This window comes from Candidatus Egerieousia sp., assembly GCF_056211015.1.
This window is the reverse complement of record NZ_JBAELF010000073.1, coordinates 1-19375: the sequence shown is the minus strand read 5'-3', so window position 1 is coordinate 19375 and position 19375 is coordinate 1. Positions and strand designations below refer to the sequence as shown.

The following is a 19375-nucleotide window of genomic DNA, read 5'->3' as shown; positions in this document are numbered from 1 at the left end:
TAAAATTGCTAAGATGTCAACCTCGCACTTGCAGCCTTGTGAGTGCTCTCTCTTTTTGTGCCATTGGCTCAAAATGTATTAAAAACAAGTCAAATAACGCCGGAATAACCAGAAACGGCACAATTAATTTTCGTATGAAATCTTTTATCTTTCCGACCCAATCCAATGGTTGACTGCTGGAACGTCTATATATCCAACCATTCTCCAGATGCACATTATACCAAACATCTTTCCCTTTTCTATCACCTGAGTCCTCAACGGCAACAACCTTCAATGAACAATATTCTACTGATTGCTTCTTTTCAGACTGGGATTCATCTTCTCCACGTAGCTGATAATATCCTCTCTTTTTGTTGAAATTGAGAAGAATCCAAGCAAGTTCTTCCTTAGAGACAGCTTTGGTCAGTGCTTTCTTCCGCAAATAATATATAGTCCAATCGTATGGTATTCTCTTTCCTTCGGCAACGAGTTCTGGATGCTGTTCCGCACATTCAGACAGCATTTCAGCATATGATCCACCAAATAGGAATCTTCCGTTATTCCATGCTAATTTAGGCTCTTTCCCAGACAAGAATTTTCCGAACCTATCCAATGAATTATAATAATGCTCCGGCAAAATATTCATGACGCCAAGCACTCTATGCAATCTTTCTCTACGTAACAGGCAGCGTTCATGGAGTCTCCTTGTGCTCCTGAATTTTGTACGTTCAGCTGTCTGGGATATAGAATTTCCCTTATTGAAATCGCCCATAAGCGCTGCGTCCATTGGAATAATCCGGCTTCCAGCAGCTTCAATACCATTTAAAGAAAAGGAATTTTCAGTGTTTTCATCTTTTGTAACAACCGCCCATCCAATACTATTGGTTCCGAGGTCAAGTCCTAAAATTTTTCTCATTCTTATTGCGTCTTCAATTATCATATATGAACTATTATTGCAAAGTTGGCAAAAAAAATGGAAAACAACATTGCATTTCTCTTGAAAAATCAATTACTTTGCAATATAAAAATGAAGCTATTCACAATAAGGATTATTCCGTTGTGAAAACATTCAAGGGGGGCCGCTTTCAGCGGCTCGTCTTTTTTTTAAGATAATCAGCCAATTCTCTATCACTGAAAATATGGGGGTCAGGTGCAAAACGGATTATGCGTAAAACCCTGTGTCCAGGCATCAATAGCCCGATTCCACCTCGTACGCACATAAAGACCACATACATATTATATTATTGTGTCCGCAGTACGGAGGCTAATCGGTAGCGGTGCAGAATGCATCCTGCACATAAACCTGCGAACATAAAAAACACCTGTCCATACAAGTCCGTCAAGAATGCGATGTGATAGCGGACACTTGGACAGGCCTCACCAGAAAGGGCGCACCTGTCCACCAAACCCTTGCAGGAATGCACTCAGGCAAAGTTCACATGGACAGTTTTTTCGAGCAGTGATGCACGGCGTGAACTGTTCGCTAAACCAAAAATCACCGTCCACGTTTATTGGCCTCGAATGATCCTGTGAGGAGGATTGGCGTGGAGGGTGAGGCGATTTTGCCTCACCCTCCACGCTCACCATCGCCAGAGTGTGGTGTAGTGCATTCAGGTGTGGAGGGTGAGTTTCGGCTTAAGCAGTGCCTTGTGCTACGGATTTTGTGGTATGTCTGTACCCAGGGTTTAACCCCTGAGCCGTTCATTGCAGCATCATCTGGGTGAAAAACCGAGCATCTTACACCCATAATACTTATTGCAGCACCATCGGGGTGTAAAAGCGCCTGTTTTGCACCCGGAACACTCTTTGCGAAGCTTTCGGGGTGCAAATAGGCCAGTTCTGCACCCGGAAAGGTCATTGCGGCACCATCGGGGTGCAAAAAGCCCGGTTTCGCACCCGGAACGAACACTTACCTGCCGAATTTGCTTTTGGCAAGTTCGGCTATTATTTCGGCGCACTTGTCGGTGCTGAAGACAGAAGAACTCAGGCAGATGTCGTATGACTCGGCCGCGCCCCAGGTCTTGTAGGTATGGAAGTTGTAATACTCCGCCCTGCGCCTGTCGGCCCTGTGCATGTACTCCACAATCTCTTCATCATTCATACTGCGATAGATATCCGTTTTCACGGCCTTGCGCAGCCTTGCAACCCTGTCCTGGTCATTAGCAACTATGAATGCGCTGAAAGTATTCTTCTCCTCCCTGAGCAGATAATCAGTGCATCTTCCAACGAATATGGCAGGCCCGTCGGCAGCAGCTTTCCTTATGACTTCATTCTGGATTGAAGCGAGGGTTTCGTGCGAAAGCATATCGGAAGAAGGATCGTAACCGAAGCCGAAAGAGAAAAGATGGAAGGCGCCGAACAGACCCGCACGCGATTTCCTGACAGGCTGTTCATCCTCATTTTCGAAGAACTCAGGACTGATACCGGATTCGATTGAGGCCTTGATGAGCAGTTCCCTGTCAAAGACAGGGATATTGAAAATTGCAGAAAGTTTTCCCGCTATTTCAAGTCCGCCCGCTCCAAGCTGGCGGCCTATGCAGATGTAAAAAGGTTCTTCCATATTATGCTTTTTTCTGTGTCTTGAATTTGCGTGCATGCTTCACAAGAAGTATGATGGCTATTATGAACGCCATCACATCGGAGATAGGCATGCTCATCCATACTCCGTTCAGGCCGAATATCCTTGGCAGCACAATAAGGCAAGGCACAAGGAAAATCAACTGTCTTGACAAGGAGAGGAATATGCTCTTTCCCGCCATTCCTATGCTCTGGAAAAGGTTTCCTGTAACCATAGGGAAACTTATTATCAGGAAAGCGGAAAAGAATATTCTGGTAGCTGGTGTGGCAATGTCCAGGAGTTGCTGGTCCGAGGTGAATATTCTGAGAAAGAACTGCGGAAATATCTCTGCAACTATGAATCCTGTTCCTGTTACAAGAGTTGCATACTTCAATGTAAGTCTGAGCACCTGATAAACCCTTCCGAATTCCTTGGCTCCGAAATTATACCCTGCAATCGGCTGCATTCCCTGATTCAAGCCCATTACTATCATCACAAAGATGAATCCGATTCTGTTTATTATACCGTACGCTCCAATTGCCAGGTCACCGCCGAACTGCTGCAAGCCCCTGTTTATGAGAATCACAACAAAACACGCTGCGGAATTCATTGCAAACGGTGAAGCGCCGATTGCCAGTATGTTCTTTACTATTCTCCACTCCGGTTTGTAAATACCCCTCTGGTAATGCACCACATTATCCTTGTTACTGAAGAATCTGGATTGCCAGCAGAATCCAAGGAGCTGTGCAAGAACTGTTGCCACTGCGGCACCTTGTATTCCCCATCCGAATACAAAAATGAACAGTGGATCCATTGCAGTGTTGAGCACAATGGTTATGATAGTGGCCGTCATTGATTTCTTAGGGAAGCCTGCAGCCCTGAGAATGGCGTTGGAGCCGAAATACAGGTGGGTTATCACATTGCCAATAAGTATTATGTACATATAGTCCCTGGCGTGAGGAATCGTCTGCTCGCTTGCACCAAAGAAATAAAGGATGGGATCAAGGAACAGCAGGACTCCTACCGTATACACAATTCCCATGAATACGTTCAACGACATACAGGTTCCAAAGACCTTGTTGGCCATGCTGTAATTCTTCTGCCCCAGCAGCAAGGAAAGGACAGAGGAGGAACCCACGCCCACCATTGCTCCAAGAGCGGCGGAGAGGTTCATAAGGGGAAAGGTAAGAGCCAGTCCCGCCAGAGCATTTGTACCAACGCCCTGACCTATGTAAATGCTGTCAACCATATTGTACAACGATGAAGCCACCATTGCAACAATGGAAGGGACAGCATATTTTCTAAGAAGAATGGACACCTTTTCGGTGCCCAGTTCTGTAGGAATGACTGATGCCATAGGCAAGACTAAATTTACCAGTTCAGGATGGAATAAACATCATACTCCTCAGGATTTGCAAGATATTTCCTTGCAGCCTCGTAATCCTTTCTGGTTATGAAGTTCATGATTCTGTAGAAAACCTGCATGACCTGGTCGCTTTTCATGTCCACAAGCCTTGGAGGTATCTTTCCGCTCTCGTCCTGAATATCGGACAGATACAATGGCTTGATGTTCTCATCAACATCGCGGATGACCATACATCCTGTACAACCTTCCTTATAAAGCTTGTAAACGCCCATACCCAGCTGTGAACAATACATAAGGTCGTATGCGCAAGGTGTGACGCATCTTACGGAATATCCTATTTCAACAGGTCTTGATTTGAACTTGATTTTCAATTTTGACATGGCGTCATCGAGCAGGTCATTGAAAAGCTGTGACTTGGAAAGCTTGCCAAGTTCAGGATGTCCGTGCTCGTCGTATGTGAAACTGATGCCATGCTCTTCAAGATCCTTGCCGGAAAGCTTATGGAAGACTCCTTCGGATATCATTATGGCTCCGTAAGGAATGCCCATGATTTTTCTCTTTATTACTGAAGAAACCGCCAGTTTTACAATCTTGTCTATGGTAATCTCCGATTTGTTGAACATTTCAGGAATCACAATCATAGGATAATGTGAGGTAGCACCCAGCCACAACGCAAGATGACCTGCGCTTCTTCCCATAGCGGCAACAACATACCATCCACCTGTGGTACGCGCATCCTCGTAAACTGTGGTTGCAATTCTGCATCCTTCCGCAGCGGCTGAATTGAATCCGAAAGTTGGGAGGTTGTGAGGAAGAGGAAGGTCGTTGTCAATTGTCTTTGGTACGTGAATATTGGCTATAGGGTAATTTTTTGCCTGAAGGAACTTGGCTATTCTGTTTGCCGTAGATGCCGTATCGTCCCCGCCGACTGTAACCAGAAGACCTATGTTGTTGTCCCTGAAGAAATCGAGATTGAAATTATTGTCGAAATCGTCCTGTGAAGGCTTGTAACGGCTCATCATAAGATATGAACCGCCTCTGTTGAAAATTGAATCTGCAAGCTTGAAATCTATCTCACAACATTCAGGCTCCTTTGAGAACAAGCCCTTATAACCGCCATGAAGTCCGAGAACCCTGTATCCATTCTGAATGAAGGTCTTGGCAATGCTTCCAACAACCGTGTTCATTCCAGGTGCCGGACCGCCGCCTGTCAAAATAACTATGGATTGTTTCATTTCTATGTAATAACTAATAATTTTTGCGGCGCAAAGGTAACTCAAATAATTCAAAAAAACTTAAATTTGTATGCTAAAATAGTATTGGAATGAATCAAAAAGAGGCAAAAGATAGAATACAACAGCTTGACAGGGAATTACTTGAGCATAACAGGAACTACTATGCCCTTAATTCCCCAACCATTACGGACTTTGAGTACGACATTCTTATGCAGGAACTGCTGGAACTCCAGAAAAGATATCCTCAGTTCATCTCACCCTCATCCCCTGCCCTTCACCCTGGAAGCGAATACACTCCTTCCACAGCGATGGATTCAGAAAAGGATTCCGAAGCCCAGCAGCGCGGATTCACCCGCAGAGCACACAGGAACCCAATGCTTTCACTTGGCAACACCTATGATTTTGAGGAGATAAAGGCTTTTGACCAAAGAATACGCAGCGCCTCCGACAAGGCATTTTCCTACAACTGCGAATTGAAGTTCGACGGCACCGCAATCTGCCTCACATACATTGACGGAAAGCTTGACAGGGCCCTTACCAGAGGCGATGGCACATACGGTGATGACGTTACAGCCAATGTTAAAGAAATACCATCCATTCCTCAAAACTTGCTTCCTGGAAGCGGATTTCCTCACGAATTCGAGATACGTGGCGAGATATACATGCCGTTTGAAGCATTCGACAGACTCAACCATTTGAAGGAACTGGACGAGGAACCTCTGTTTGCAAACCCAAGGAACGCCGCGGCCGGTTCACTCAAGCTGCAGGAAAGTGCTGATGTTGCCGGCAGAGGTCTTGAATGCACGCTTTATCACCTGATTTCGCCAGAATCGAATTTCTGCACACATTCCCAGGCACTTGAAAACGTTGCCCGCTGGGGACTGCCGGTCTCTGAATATGCAAAGGAATGCTTCACCATTGATGAAGTCATTGAATTCATAAACTACTGGGACGTGAAAAGGAAATCACTTCCTTTCGCAACCGACGGAATAGTTGTGAAGGTAAATGACCTGCAATTGCAGAAGGAACTGGGATTCACGGCCAAATCTCCGAAATGGGCCACGGCCTACAAATTCAAGCCCGAGCAGGCGCTCACCCCTATCCTCTCCATAGATTACCAGGTAGGCAGAACGGGAGCCGTGACACCTGTTGCGAATCTTGAGCCGGTACAGCTTTCAGGCACAATTGTAAAGAGGGCCACGCTGCACAACAGGGATCAGATGCAGCTGCTGGACATACATATAAGCGATTATGTTTATGTGGAGAAAGGCGGGGAAATCATACCTAAGATCACCGCCGTTGAAACGTCCAGAAGGCTTGCAGGAGCGCAGAAAGCTGTATTCCCGGACAAATGCCCGGACTGCGGTACGGAACTGGTTTCCATTCCGGGACAGGCCGGAGTGTTCTGCCCTAACCAGGACGGATGTCCTATGCAGAGAAAGGGCAAGTTCATTCATTTCGTGAGCAGGAAGGCAATGGGAATCAACATTGGTGAAGCCACTATAGAACAACTGTGGAACAAAGGCTACATCAAGGAACTTGAGGATCTTTACAGTCTTACTGAAGAACAATTGCTCACTCTTGACAAGTTCAAGCAGAAATCGGCCAGCAACCTGCTTGCCTCATTGGAGCAGAGCAAGAAAGTACCATACTCACATGTACTGTTTGCTCTCGGAATAAGAAACATAGGCGAACAGACAGCCAAGACACTCGCGCAGAACTTCAAGTCCATTGAAGAGCTTATGTCAGCAAGCTGCGAAGAGCTCATGGCCATTGAAGACATAGGAGGCATTGTTGCGGACTCCATACTTGATTACTTCTCAAAGGAGGCACATTCCCATACCATCGCTGTGCTAAAAGAGAAAGGACTGAAGTTCGCCGAGGATGGGAATGCTGTTCAAAAGCTCTCGGATTCCCTTGAGGGCAAGCAGATTATGATAACCGGTGTCTATTCGGTTTCAAGGGATGAGATGAAAGCCTATATCGAGGCTCACGGAGGCAAGGTGGCCTCAAGTGTAAGCGCAAAGACTGACTGGCTGCTTGCCGGTGACAAGCCTGGGGACTCCAAGGTTAAAAAGGCGCAGAAGCTGAACATTCCCATCATAAGCGAAGAAGAGCTTTACAAACTCACCTCAGACGCTGAATAATTTCAATTATTATAAGTATCTTTGTATTTCTTTGGTATATTGTTCGCTTTTTGCGTTCGTGCCGGAGAATATAAAGATTCAGAATAATGACCAAGGAATATTCAGGGACAGATTTTATTAACGACGAGTACCTCATTTCTCTGTATTCGCAGAAGAAGGAGGACAAGGCAAGGGTCAGGGAGATATTTGAGAAATGCAGGGCCAAGCAGGCCCTCAGCGTTGAGGAGACAGCAGAACTTGTTGCCATTCAATCTCCTGAACTTCTTGAAGAAATGTATGAAACCGCCCGTGAACTCAAAAGGAAGGTTTACGGCAACAGAATAGTGCTTTTTGCACCGCTTTACATTGGCAATTACTGCATAAACGACTGCAAATACTGCGGTTTCAAGAAAAGCGCCAGATCAACGGTACGCAAGACTCTCAGCCCGGCCGAACTTGATGCCGAAATAAGGAGCCTGGAGAATATGGGACACAAGAGACTCATTCTCGTGTTCGGAGAATCGCCGGTTTACTCTCCAGAATTCATTGCGGAATGCACCAGAACCTGTTACAGAGTAAAGGAGGGCAATGGAGAGATAAGAAGGGTGAACATAAACGCCGCCCCTCTTGACATTGAAGGTTACAGAACCGTGAAGGCGGCAGGAATAGGCACTTTCCAGGTTTTCCAGGAAACCTACCACAAGGAGACATACGCGAAATATCACCCGGCCAACACAATGAAAGGTGATTATCTGTGGCGCCTCACCGCCATGGACCGCGCCTTCCTCGGTGGCATTGACGATATGGGCATAGGAGCCCTGTTCGGACTTTATGACTGGAGATTCGAGGTGCTGGGGCTGGTGAGCCATGCAATCCATCTTCAGCAAAGATTCGGTGTTGGGCCGCATACCATAAGTTTCCCGCGTATACAGCCTGCGCAGGAGCTGGACATGCCTCTCCCCTATGCCGTGAACGATGCAGATTTCAAGAAGCTTGTTGCAATACTCAGGCTGGCCGTTCCTTATACCGGAATGATCATGACTGCCAGGGAGAACAGCCGGCTCAGAAGCGAACTGATGCAGTTTGGCGTTTCACAGATTGACGCCGGCACACATCTTGAAATAGGCGGTTACCAGAAAGATCCTTCATCAGGCCAGGAACTTGACAAGGAGCAGTTCCAGGTTGGTGACACAAGAAGCCTCGACGATGTTATACATTGGCTTCTTACCAATGATTTCATACCAAGTTTCTGCACAAGCTGTTACCGCAAGGGCAGGACAGGCGAACATTTCATGGAGTTTGCCATACCAGGTTTCATCAAACGTTTCTGCACGCCGAATGCAATGCTCACGCTTGCGGAGTACCTGATGGACTATTCTTCGCCACAGACGAAGGAAGCCGGTTTCAAGCTTATTGGCAAGGAACTTGAGGCAATGGAAGACTCAGCGTTCAAGGAGCAGACCAGAGCCAAGCTTGAACGTATTAAAAACGGAGAAAGAGATTTGAATTTTTAGTTAATGCAGCTATGATTTCCAATACATTCACAGCAGAAGACTACGACCTTATCAACAGGGAATTCGAGGAATTGCGCATCTCGTCAAAGAGAAGATGTGCCAACGAAGAGGAATATCAGGGAGTGCTCAAGGCGTTTGAGTTCGCGAATGAAGCGCACAAGGGCGTACGCAGACGTTCCGGCGAACCATATATACTGCATCCTATTGCCGTGGCAAGGATTGTTGTTGAGGAAATCGGGCTTGGCTACAAATCAATAGTTACCGCATTGCTGCACGATGTTGTTGAGGACACAGACTATACGGTTGATGACATCACACGCCTTTTCGGTGCAAAGATTGCCTCACTGGTTGATGGCCTCACGAAAATCAAATCCGCAATGGACAGCAACCACAACATGGTCATAGGACAGAATGCGGAAGGAAAGCTGAACAGAAACGTTGAGGTTTCACTGCAGGCTGAAAATTTCAAGAGGATTCTGCTCACCCTGAACGATGACGTACGAATAATCCTTATCAAACTTGCAGACCGTCTTCACAATATCCGTACTATAGAATCCATGCCTGAAAGAAAGCAGGACAAGATTCTGAGCGAGACAATGTACATATTCATTCCGCTTGCACACAGGCTGGGCCTTTACAACATAAAGTCCCAGATGGAGAACATCTGGCTCAAGTACAGGGAGCCGGAAGACTACCTTATGGTAAAACGCAAGCTTGATGAGTACACTGCCGGAAACAATGAAAAGTTCGACAGTTTCATATCCCCTCTTGAAAAAACCCTGAAAGATGCAGGCTACAGGTTCACCATTTCGAAAAGGACAAAAAGCCCTTATTCCGTATGGAACAAAATGCAGAGCAAGGGTATCACCTTCGATCAGATTTATGATATTTTTGCCATACGGATCATTTTTGAGCCAAAGGAGGATGACAGGAGTGAAAGGCAGCAGTGCTTTGATATATATTCGCTTATTTCCGAAAACCATAAGTCAAATTCAGACCGTATAAGGGACTGGGTAAGCAATCCGAAATCAAACGGATACGAAGCCCTTCACTGTACTCTTATGAGTCCTTACGGCAATTGGGTGGAAGTACAGATAAGGACCGTGAGAATGAATGAGATTGCGGAGAAGGGTGTTGCCGCCCACTGGAGCTACAAGGGTGTTGGAAAAAGTGAAACAGAACTTGACAAGTGGCTCAATATGGTAAGGGAAGTGCTTGAAAGCCCTGATGCCAATGCGCTTGAATTCCTTGACAGATTCCACGAAGGTCTGCTTTCACAGGAGATTTACGTATTCACCCCAAAAGGTGAATCCAAGATGCTTCAGAAGGGCGCAACCGCACTGGACTTTGCATACAGTATTCACACTAAAATCGGAAACACCGCCATAGCAGCCAAGGTGAACCTCAAACTTGTTCCGCTTTCATACACTCTGCAGAACGGTGACCAGATTGAAATCATAACTGCGGAGAGCCAGAAACCAAAGCGTGAATGGCTGAATTTCGTTACCACGGCAAAAGCCAAAACTGTTATCTACGACACAATAAAGTCAGATGCAAAGAATGCCATAAAGCTCGGTCAGACAAGGCTCATGACCAGTCTGGAACAGTTGGGAATCAAACTGCAGAACAGAGTGCTCAAGAAGCTCATCAGTGCATACAAGGTCAACAACAAGGAGGAACTTTACACAAAGATAGGTACAGGACTCATTGAGCTGTATGACCTTGACAACGTTCTCAAGAGAAACACCCAAAACAAGTTCGTTAAATACTGGAAACTCCAGTTCTTCTCAAAGGATGAAGAGGAGATTGAAGATGGTAATGAGGAGGATGACATTCTTGATGAAACTGTAGAAGGCAAAGAAGGCAAGAAGAAACATGCAGATATATCAAAAGCGAAAGGCAGGATTGACAAGAAATCCGCTTATCTGCTTGAAGAGAACATCAGGGACAAATCCCTTTCATACAAGGTGGCGGAGTGCTGCAACCCTATTCCGGGCGACCCTGTGATAGGATTCCTCGATGAAAACAACGAAGTCACAATTCACAAGAAGACCTGCCCCGTAGCAATATCCCTGGCATCCACTGAGGGCGGGAAAATCATAAATGCAAAATGGTGCAAGCACACTATCCTTTCATTCCTGGCCAGGATTCAGCTTCGCGGAATTGACAGGATCGGAGTGGTATCAGAAATCACAAAGCATATAACTCTTGAACTGAACGTCAACATCAGGAAAATCCATTTTGAAACACACGATGGCATATATGAGGGTTATATTGACCTTTATGTACACAATACCGACGATCTGGATGAACTTATCAGGCAGATTCGCAGGATCAAAAGTGTTGATCAGGTTTTACGAGTAAACGTTTCCGAATGATGAAAATAACAAGCAGAAATATCCAAGCCAGAAGGACTGTCTTTCAACTGCTCGTGATTGCATTTGCAGTATTTTACATCACGCATGTATCATCCTGCGCAAGAACAATGCAAGGTCCTGTAGGCGGTCCCAAGGATACCATCCCGCCAGTAGTGGTTTCAATGAAGCCTGCTCAGGGTTCCACAAACTTCCCGATTGAGAAAGGTAAGATCATCATAACTTTCAATGAGTATGTTCAGGTGAAGGAACCTACGAAATTCATTGTTCTCTCACCACCTTTGAAGAAGAACCCGGAATACAGGATGAAGGGCAAGAGCCTTGTCTTCAAGTTCCCTCTTCCACTCGACAGCAACACAACCTACTGCCTTGACTGGGGCGGAGCGGTTTCAGACAACAACGAAGGCAACAGAATAGGTCCGTATGCATTTGCATTCTCTACCGGCAGTTCCATTGATTCCATGCTCCTCAGCGGCAGGGTTTATGACAATGAGAAACTCACCCCTATGGAAGGCGTTACAGTAATGCTGTACGAAAATCCGCGTGATTCCTCAGTATTCCTTGATCAGCCTTCAGCCATTGCAAGAAGCGACAAATGGGGATATTTCTGCATAAGGAACATAAAGGACACAGAATACGCAATTTACGCCGTAAAGGATGAATCAGGCAACCATCTTTATGATCCGGGCTATGAAATGATAGGTTTCCCAAAATTCCACAGAATCAGGCCTACAGCAGTTATCCGTGACTCAATGCCTCAGCTTGCATTCGTTGCCGACAAGGATACGGTGGCGGATCTTTCAAGGCCAAGCGATGTGAACCTCTTCCTTTTCAAGGAAAAACCTACCCAGCAGTTCATAAAGGAATACAAGAGATTCAGTGACAGAGGTTGCTACATAAAGTTCAACGCTCCTAATGTAAGGATTGACTCCTTCTCCATAAGAGGTGTGCCAAGAGCAAGGATTCTCAGGGAAATCAATCCCACACACGACAGTCTCAATTTCTGGATAAACATACAGAGGAAACTTCCTGACACTCTGTTCCTTGGTATCAAGTACAGGAAGACGGACACAACCGGCCGGCTTGTTTCAACCGTTGAGAATCTCAAGTTGATTGCTCCAAAGAAGAAATCTGAAGATTCCTCCAACGGAAACAGTAATGACAATCTGAATGGCAACAACGGGAATAACAGGAACAACAAGAACGGCAATAACAACCGGAACGAAAAGAAGAAGAAGGAAGCTGATGAGAAGAAGCCTACCCGTACTGAGATGACCCTCACCGCTGACCCGAATACCGTTGAGCAGGATGGCTGGATTCTTGAGTTCAAGGATCCATTGATCAAGTTCAACACAGACAGCATATTCTTCACCAGCAAGACTCCGAGGGGTGTTGTGAGCAAGGTGAAGTTCAAGGTCAGCAGGGACCGCTGGAACATCAAGAAGTTCACAATACGTCCTGAAGAGGCTCTGAAAGTTGGAAACGAATATGAAATGATAATAAACAGGAACGTTTTCAAGGATATCAACGGACTTCCTAACGATTCCCTGTACAACAAGATAACGCTTCCTACCGATGACAAGCTCAGTTCCATGGTCCTTGAAGTCAAGGGTGTCACAGCCAGATACAAGATTGAACTTGTAAACGAAAGGATGGACAAGGTTTACAGGACTTACTACGTAACTTCGGAATGTTCGCTCAACTTCCCGTACATAACTGCCGGAAGATACAGATTGCGTATATCGGAGGACAAGAACAACAACGGCATTCTTGATCCGGGCTCTGTTCTCAAAAGACAGCAGCCTGAAGCAGTAAAGTTGTTCCTGCTTGAAGACGGCAAGGACTCCTTCTATATACCTGAACGTACCGACCTGTCACAGACGCTTGACATAAGCAAGCTGTTTGAATTACGATAAAAAGGATTGATTATGAAGCGATTAGCATACATTCTTCTGCTTGTTCCATTACTTCTGGCATTCACTCCCAACATTTTGAAGGCACAGGAGCCGGATTCACTCACCAAAGAGGAAGTTGACCCTTACAAGGAATTCGATCTGTACTCCTTCAAGGATGCTCAGGTCATAATCAAGGACAGCACAGTACTCAAAGGTCATCTTTTCGGAGTTAAATATGGTGTGGGCATAACCAATATGGTAATAAGCACATCAATCGAGCACCAGGCACTTACATCACCTAAGAATATAGGACTGTACTACGTATATCTCCACAACCTCTGGAGCAGAATGCCTTACTTCGGATTTGAAGTAGGACTGGAATATTCGGAGATTGGAACAAAGATGATATGGCGTGACCAGGATGAGCAGATTGTGGCGGAAAACGAATACAAATATGACTGCGTCCAGTTGCAGATGATGACTCAGTTCAGGAAAGATTTCTGGAAGATGAGGCTGTATCTCAATGCCGGACCGTATGCTTACTGGCTCAGATCCAACAAAAACAATGAAGAGTTCTCCTCTGATGTGAACAAACTCGGCGGAGGAATCATGGGCGGACTGGGAGCCGCTTTCAAATTCGGCAAATTTGAACTGCACGTAGAAGGCAATGTTAAATTCGCATTCAGCAATTTCCTCAAACCGCAGTTCTATGACCCGGACCAGTGGATTTACACCCAGTCCTTGCAAATCACCGGCAACGTAGGCCTTTTCTACAGATTCGGCAAAGTGAATAAAAACAGGTAAGAAATGATATCAAGTGAAGTAAAAGTTGCAGGGATAACAATTGGTGGTAACACCCCTATTGTTGTCCAAACCATGTGCAACACTCATACAGCAGATATAGAACCATCTATTGCACAGTGTATTGAATGCGCAAAAGCAGGCGCACAGATGATACGTCTGACAATACAGGGCGAGCGCGAGGTGAATGCACTTGCGGAAATAAAGAAGCAGTTGCACACCTTGGGATACACAACCCCGCTGGTTGCCGACATCCATTTCCGCGCCGATGTTGCCATAATGGCGGCCAAGGTTGCGGACAAGGTACGAATAAATCCGGGCAATTTTGCCAAGGATTTCTCAAAAGCGCAGGAACTGTTCACTGAATTCATAGCCACCTGCAAGGAATACGGAACTGCCGTACGAATAGGTCTGAATCATGGTTCGCTGGGTGAAAGGATCACCAATCTTTACGGCAACACTTCTCTTGGAATGGCCGAAGCCGCAATGGAATGGCTTCGTATGTGCGCAAAGGAGAACTTCCATAATGTTGTAGTATCACTCAAGGCTTCCAACACTGTTGTAATGGTGAACGCCTACCGCATTCTCGTACAGAAAATGCAGGAAGCCGGCCTGAACTACCCTCTCCACCTCGGAGTTACTGAAGCCGGCAATTCCGATATGGGCCGCATCAAGTCAGCCGTTGGCATAGGAGCCCTGCTTGCAGAAGGCATAGGCAACACCATAAGAGTTTCCCTCACAGAAAACCCTGCCAATGAAATAGCCGCAGGAAACACCCTCAAGGAATATTTTTCTTCCACCGGCGATAGCAATTCAAATGAACTGTCGCAGTACAAGAAGGATATGGCTTCCGTTGAAGAGCAGAAGGCTGCCTGGATTGCAGCAGGTTCAAAGGGCTGCTTCACTCCTTGCATAAGATTCTCCGGTGAAGACAGGAATGATGTGATTATCAAGGCATCGGCCCTCTTCGGTCCGCTGCTGCTTGACAATAAGCTGGATGATTTCAAGGCAGTCTTTGAATGCAAGGTTAACAATGCTGAGTTCAAGGACAATCTTATGCAGGCCGCAAGGCGCAAATTCACTCATCCTGAATACATTGCCTGCCCCGGTTGCGGACGTACAATGTACAATCTGGAGCAGACATTCGAGCAGGTGAAGGAACGCACGAAACATCTGGCCGGTGTAAGGATAGCAGTCATGGGCTGCATTGTGAACGGTCCGGGAGAAATGGCCGATGCAGATTACGGATATGTTGGTGCCGGACGCGGCTGCGTTGCTCTTTACAAAGGCAAGGAAAGAATCATCTACTCGATTCCGCAGGAAGAGGCAATTGACAAACTGCTGGAACTCATTGAGAATGACCGCAAAGGGAAAAAAGTATCTGAATAGTACAACAATATTATGGGCAAAAAGAAACTTGTAGTGCTTTCTGGCGCCGGGGTTAGCGCAGAAAGCGGTTTGAGCACCTTCAGGGACTCCGACGGTCTCTGGGACAATTACAATGTTGAAGACGTTGCTTCAATCGACGGATGGTGGCGCAACAGAAAACTCGTTCTTGATTTCTACAATACAAGAAGACGGGAACTCAGCACCAAGGAGCCGAACAAGGCCCATAAACTCATAGCCTCGCTCGAGAAAGACTATGACGTGACCGTTGTTACACAGAACGTTGACAATCTTCACGAGCGCGGTGGCAGCAGCAGAATCATCCATCTGCACGGTGAACTCACAAAGGCTTGCAGCGAGCTGAACAAAAGCAAGTGCTGGGAAATAGGATACAACGATATAAATATGGGCGAAAAAGCTCCCGACGGCTCACAGATACGTCCGTTCATTGTCTGGTTCGGCGAGGCTGTTCCAAAGCTGGAGGATGCTGCATACGCCGTTGAGAAGGCTGACATTCTGCTGGTTATAGGCACTTCCCTGAACGTGTATCCTGCTGCCGGACTTGTGAATTACACCAAACCCGGCTGTCAGATTTATCTGATAGATCCCAAGCCAATGCATCTGAATCTTCCAAACTTCACCCAGATTCAGGACAAGGCCACTTCCGGCATGGAGCAGCTGCTCAATCTCCTGGAAACTGAATGAATCAGTAAAGCGTTGAGATAAAGGTGATGAGGAACGGCACGGAGGTGTCAACCGATATGCCGTGGAAGATTGAAAGAGGAACGTATTCGTTGCCGCAGGCACGCTGGATTGCAGGCAGGGTGCTGTCGCCCGTTGTGGCTCCTCCGCAGGAGATTGGTGCCAGTGGCGAGAAGTATTTTATCAGGACAGGTGCGAGAACTATTGTCATGAGTTCTCTCAGTATATTGAATGCCAGAGCAATGGTTCCGATTTCAGCTCCCCTTATTTCATTGAGCATAAGGCTTGATAGCGAATAGTAGCCAAGTCCGCAGCTTACTCCGAGGCTGTCGAGGAAACTTGTACCATAGACATATTCCGATGCGCTCAACCATCGCAGAAGAATAAAGGAAAGGGCTCCGCCTATGAATGTTGATAAGATGGTAAGAACAGGCAGGGCAAGCATTTTCTTTGGAAAACTCTTTATTGTCTGGAATATCTTGCTGTCCATACCAATTGAAAGTCCCACTATGATAATAAGTATATAGAGGGTGTACATGCTCAAGGTCTTGATGTGGGGAGAATTCGGCACCGCCTCATACAGGGAGAGCATAACTCCAAGGATGAAGGAGCCGAGAATGAAGAATGAATCCTTCCAGGCAGCGAGCTTTTCCTTGAAACTGCTGTGCTGAGGAATTTCAGGCATCTGCGGCGTTACGGCTCTGGCAGAGTCATTGCCGCTTATGGTGACCTTGCTGACGAATCTGCTGAATATCTTTGCGTTGAAGGCAGTGACTACCATAACAACAACGGCAAGCACGAAAGATGTGACTATGATTGATATCATCTTGCTGGTCATCTTCACTTTGGGGGCGAAAGATGGCAGAGAAATACTCTGGTCCCCTATCTGCAATCTTGGTATGAGGGTTTCATTATAACCCAGATCAATACCCATTATGAACAGCAGCAGGCAGATGATTATCATCAGCGCCTTGCCCAGAGAAAAGGTCTTCGAGAATTTCTTCCGTAATATGTATCCCACAACTGCTCCGGAAAGCAGCATTAATATCAGTTTAATCATAATGCAAATTTAAGCATTCGGAAGAAGTTTTGAAATGATTCAATCATGCGAATATGACTGAATCCACAGGCATGTCCCAGGAATCCGCCGGAATGCGGTCAACAATTGCGCACGAATAGCAGACACCTGCCTTGTGGCAGTCCAGTTGCGGCAGCAACCTGTCATAGAAACCCTTGCCACGGCCAAGACGCCAGCCTTTCAAATCGAAAGCCAGACCTGGAATGACTGCAAATTCTATCTCCTGTGGAGAAACGGTCACTGCAGATGGCCCAGGCTCCAGTATATTGAACGCTCCTGTTACCATTGTTGAAGGATTGTACTCCTTGAGCACAAGTTCATTGCCGTTCACAACAGGAAGGACGACACGTTTGCTGGCCGAGATTCTTTCTATATACTCATGAGTTTCAGGCTCTCCGGCAATTGACCAGAAGAGGAGTACAGTATGCGAGGCTTTAAAACTGTTACATTCCATAAGCTTGTCCCAGATGCTTCGGGAGGCCTCTCTGCACTCCGTAGGACTCATTTCACGCAATCTTTGCTTAATATTTTTCCGTAGTTCAACTTTCATAAGAGCAAATTTAGTATATTTGCCAGATTTTAGACACCCCCTAGCGGGATAATGCATAAAAAGTTATGAATTGCAAAGAACTTTCCAAAGGCTGCCTCATTCTGGAGGACGGAACAAGATTCAACGGTTTCATTTTCGGTTACAGCAATGTTGTCTGCTCACAAGTGGTATTCAACACATCAATGGCTGGCTATCCAGATATCATCACTGACCCGTCCAATACGGGTCTTTTGGTATGTATAACCTACCCTACCATAGGAAATTACGGATTCCCGGCAGCACAGGAATATGTCTGCGGTACTGGCGAAAGCGGCAGGAAATATCCGGTACTGAGCAATCTGGAATCTTCACAGGCCACAGTAAAGGCACTGATAATATGTGATTATTCACAGGAATACAGTCATTGGAAAGCCGAATGCTCAATGGGCGACTGGATGGAGGCCCACAAGGTAACAGGCATCTGCGGAATTGACACCCGCTACCTTGCACAGATTCTCAGGGACAAAGGCACAATGAAGGCTCAGATAGTACCTGAAGGATGCCAGGAGCTTGATTTCAATAAATGCAGCTGCACTCAGGAAAATGCTCCGGAATGTCTCTGCACAGAAAACATAGAATCCAAATCACCTGTTCCTTCAGGCAAGAAGGTTGTTCTGCTTGACTGCGGTGCAGGCAACAAACTCATCACGGTTCTCCTTGAAAAAGGCATTGACATTCTCAGAGTACCTTGCTCCCAGGATTTCACTTCATACACTGCCGATGGTATTGTAATAGCCGGCGGTCCCGGCAAGGCTGAAGACTACAGAGCAGCCGTTGATAACATAAGGAAGGCCTTGAAAGGCAATACTCCTTTAATGGGAATCGGCCTTGGCAACAACATCCTTGCACTTGCCGCAGGCGCTTCAAATGTATGCCTGAGCAACGGACACAGAGGACACAATGAACCTGTTACCATCGCCGGTGGAAAGAAATGCTGGATATCAAGCCAGAACCACTGCCAGGCTGTGGATGCCGCAAGCCTCCCTGCTGGCTGGGAAGTATGGTTCACGAATATGAACGATGGCAGCGTTGAAGGAATACGCTGCAAGGACAAGGCATTCTACGGATGCCAGATAGCTCCTGAGGCTGCATCGGATACAATGTTTATTATTGAAGATTTCATCAAAAACTTATAAAGCAATGAAAAAGATATCGAAAGTTATTCTTCTGGGATCAGGCGCACTCAAGATAGGTGAGGCAGGTGAGTTCGATTATTCAGGTTCACAGGCGCTCAAGGCCATGCGCGAAGAGGGCATCAAGACAGTGCTCATCAACCCTAACATTGCAACCGTACAGACAAGTGAAGGTATTGCCGACAAGATATACTTCCTGCCTGTTACACCATATTTTGTTGAAAAGGTAATAAAGAAGGAGAAACCGGACGGTATTCTTCTTGCTTTCGGCGGACAGACCGCACTCAACTGCGGTGTTCAGCTCTACACAAGCGGAGTGCTCGAGAAATACAATCTCCAGGTTCTTGGAACTCCTGTTCAGGCCATAATGGACACCGAGGACAGGGATCTGTTCTCAAAGAAAATGGACGAGATCAATATCAAGACCATAAAGTCACACGCCGTTGAGGACATTGAAAGCGCACTGGCTGCAGCCAATGAGGTTGGATATCCGGTAATCATACGTGCGGCGTACGCTCTTGGAGGTCTCGGAAGCGGATTCTGCAACAACGACGAGGAGCTCAGGGTCCTTGCTTCAAAATCCTTCACCTTCTCACCACAGGTGCTCGTTGAGAAATCTCTCAAGGGCTGGAAGGAGAT

Annotated in this window: 14 protein-coding genes and 1 pseudogene; 9 read left to right on the top strand and 6 right to left on the bottom strand. The window is 46.3% G+C overall.

Annotation, left to right across the window (positions count from 1 at the left end):
- Positions 1 to 133: 133 nt before the first annotated feature.
- The 4 genes and pseudogenes from cas9 to AC06L3_RS05380 all read right to left on the bottom strand — a co-directional run.
- A pseudogene (gene cas9 / locus AC06L3_RS05395) lies at positions 134 to 895 on the bottom strand (type II CRISPR RNA-guided endonuclease Cas9); the annotation flags it as partial.
- A gap of 993 nt (positions 896 to 1888) precedes the next feature.
- Positions 1889 to 2539, bottom strand: a complete 651-nt coding sequence (locus AC06L3_RS05390; protein ID WP_475669601.1) for a cytidylate kinase-like family protein — start codon at positions 2537 to 2539, stop codon at positions 1889 to 1891.
- Position 2540: 1 nt separating this feature from the next.
- On the bottom strand, positions 2541 to 3893 hold the full coding sequence (locus AC06L3_RS05385; RefSeq protein ID WP_475669600.1) for an MATE family efflux transporter: 1353 nt from the start codon (positions 3891 to 3893) through the stop codon (positions 2541 to 2543).
- A 14-nt stretch (positions 3894 to 3907) separates the two neighbouring features.
- Positions 3908 to 5137: a 6-phosphofructokinase gene (locus tag AC06L3_RS05380; protein ID WP_475669599.1), complete on the bottom strand. Its 1230-nt coding sequence runs from the start codon at positions 5135 to 5137 to the stop codon at positions 3908 to 3910.
- Between the two features lie 89 nt (positions 5138 to 5226).
- On the opposite strand from AC06L3_RS05380, the gene ligA reads away from it, so the two are divergent.
- The 7 genes from ligA to AC06L3_RS05345 all read left to right on the top strand — a co-directional run bounded on the left by ligA (position 5227) and on the right by AC06L3_RS05345 (position 15939).
- Entirely contained in the window at positions 5227 to 7284 is a 2058-nt protein-coding gene (gene ligA / locus AC06L3_RS05375) for an NAD-dependent DNA ligase LigA (protein ID WP_475669598.1), read from the top strand.
- 86 nt (positions 7285 to 7370) lie between these two features.
- On the top strand, positions 7371 to 8777 hold the full coding sequence (gene hydG, locus AC06L3_RS05370) for a [FeFe] hydrogenase H-cluster radical SAM maturase HydG (protein WP_475669597.1): 1407 nt from the start codon (positions 7371 to 7373) through the stop codon (positions 8775 to 8777).
- 11 nt (positions 8778 to 8788) lie between these two features.
- Positions 8789 to 11155, top strand: a complete 2367-nt coding sequence (locus tag AC06L3_RS05365; RefSeq protein WP_475669596.1) for a RelA/SpoT family protein — start codon at positions 8789 to 8791, stop codon at positions 11153 to 11155.
- Positions 11152 to 13068, top strand: coding sequence for an Ig-like domain-containing domain (locus AC06L3_RS05360; RefSeq protein ID WP_475669595.1), 1917 nt, complete (start codon positions 11152 to 11154; stop codon positions 13066 to 13068). Before AC06L3_RS05365 ends, AC06L3_RS05360 begins: the two co-directional genes overlap by 4 nt.
- Positions 13069 to 13080: 12 nt before the next feature.
- The gene (locus AC06L3_RS05355; RefSeq protein ID WP_475669594.1) at positions 13081 to 13851 is read left to right on the top strand and encodes an outer membrane beta-barrel protein; all 771 of its coding nucleotides are present in this window, start codon (positions 13081 to 13083) and stop codon (positions 13849 to 13851) included.
- A 3-nt stretch (positions 13852 to 13854) separates the two neighbouring features.
- On the top strand, positions 13855 to 15237 hold the full coding sequence (gene ispG / locus AC06L3_RS05350; protein WP_475669593.1) for a (E)-4-hydroxy-3-methylbut-2-enyl-diphosphate synthase: 1383 nt from the start codon (positions 13855 to 13857) through the stop codon (positions 15235 to 15237).
- Positions 15238 to 15249: 12 nt separating this feature from the next.
- Positions 15250 to 15939 carry an SIR2 family NAD-dependent protein deacylase gene (locus AC06L3_RS05345; protein WP_475669592.1) on the top strand — a complete coding sequence of 230 codons (690 nt, stop codon included), beginning with the start codon at positions 15250 to 15252 and terminating at the stop codon, positions 15937 to 15939.
- A gap of 1 nt (position 15940) precedes the next feature.
- Here AC06L3_RS05345 and AC06L3_RS05340 read toward each other — a convergent pair whose 3' ends face one another.
- Together AC06L3_RS05340 and AC06L3_RS05335 are read right to left on the bottom strand one after the other, a co-directional pair.
- The gene (locus AC06L3_RS05340) at positions 15941 to 16996 is read right to left on the bottom strand and encodes a LysO family transporter (RefSeq protein ID WP_475669591.1); all 1056 of its coding nucleotides are present in this window, start codon (positions 16994 to 16996) and stop codon (positions 15941 to 15943) included.
- A 43-nt stretch (positions 16997 to 17039) separates the two neighbouring features.
- Positions 17040 to 17564 (bottom strand): 5-formyltetrahydrofolate cyclo-ligase, encoded by a 525-nt coding sequence (locus tag AC06L3_RS05335; protein ID WP_475669590.1) that lies wholly within the window; start codon positions 17562 to 17564, stop codon positions 17040 to 17042.
- Positions 17565 to 17629: 65 nt separating this feature from the next.
- On the opposite strand from AC06L3_RS05335, the gene AC06L3_RS05330 reads away from it, so the two are divergent.
- Both AC06L3_RS05330 and AC06L3_RS05325 read left to right on the top strand, forming a co-directional pair.
- Entirely contained in the window at positions 17630 to 18739 is a 1110-nt protein-coding gene (locus tag AC06L3_RS05330; protein ID WP_475669589.1) for a carbamoyl-phosphate synthase domain-containing protein, read from the top strand.
- Positions 18740 to 18743: 4 nt separating this feature from the next.
- The coding region (locus AC06L3_RS05325; RefSeq protein ID WP_475669588.1) for a carbamoyl phosphate synthase preATP-grasp domain-containing protein at positions 18744 to 19375 on the top strand (632 nt) is incomplete at its 3' end.

What these genes read in the sequence shown, in the direction of transcription:
- AC06L3_RS05390 (WP_475669601.1), bottom strand. Translation starts at nt 2,539, where the DNA reads ATGGAAGAACCTTTTTACATCTGCATAGGCCGCCAGCTTGGAGCGGGC.
- AC06L3_RS05385 (WP_475669600.1), bottom strand. Translation starts at nt 3,893, where the DNA reads ATGGCATCAGTCATTCCTACAGAACTGGGCACCGAAAAGGTGTCCATT.
- AC06L3_RS05380 (WP_475669599.1), bottom strand. Translation starts at nt 5,137, where the DNA reads ATGAAACAATCCATAGTTATTTTGACAGGCGGCGGTCCGGCACCTGGA.
- ligA (WP_475669598.1), top strand. Translation starts at nt 5,227, where the DNA reads ATGAATCAAAAAGAGGCAAAAGATAGAATACAACAGCTTGACAGGGAA.
- hydG (WP_475669597.1), top strand. Translation starts at nt 7,371, where the DNA reads ATGACCAAGGAATATTCAGGGACAGATTTTATTAACGACGAGTACCTC.
- AC06L3_RS05365 (WP_475669596.1), top strand. Translation starts at nt 8,789, where the DNA reads ATGATTTCCAATACATTCACAGCAGAAGACTACGACCTTATCAACAGG.
- AC06L3_RS05360 (WP_475669595.1), top strand. Translation starts at nt 11,152, where the DNA reads ATGATGAAAATAACAAGCAGAAATATCCAAGCCAGAAGGACTGTCTTT.
- AC06L3_RS05355 (WP_475669594.1), top strand. Translation starts at nt 13,081, where the DNA reads ATGAAGCGATTAGCATACATTCTTCTGCTTGTTCCATTACTTCTGGCA.
- ispG (WP_475669593.1), top strand. Translation starts at nt 13,855, where the DNA reads ATGATATCAAGTGAAGTAAAAGTTGCAGGGATAACAATTGGTGGTAAC.
- AC06L3_RS05345 (WP_475669592.1), top strand. Translation starts at nt 15,250, where the DNA reads ATGGGCAAAAAGAAACTTGTAGTGCTTTCTGGCGCCGGGGTTAGCGCA.
- AC06L3_RS05340 (WP_475669591.1), bottom strand. Translation starts at nt 16,996, where the DNA reads ATGATTAAACTGATATTAATGCTGCTTTCCGGAGCAGTTGTGGGATAC.
- AC06L3_RS05335 (WP_475669590.1), bottom strand. Translation starts at nt 17,564, where the DNA reads ATGAAAGTTGAACTACGGAAAAATATTAAGCAAAGATTGCGTGAAATG.
- AC06L3_RS05330 (WP_475669589.1), top strand. Translation starts at nt 17,630, where the DNA reads ATGAATTGCAAAGAACTTTCCAAAGGCTGCCTCATTCTGGAGGACGGA.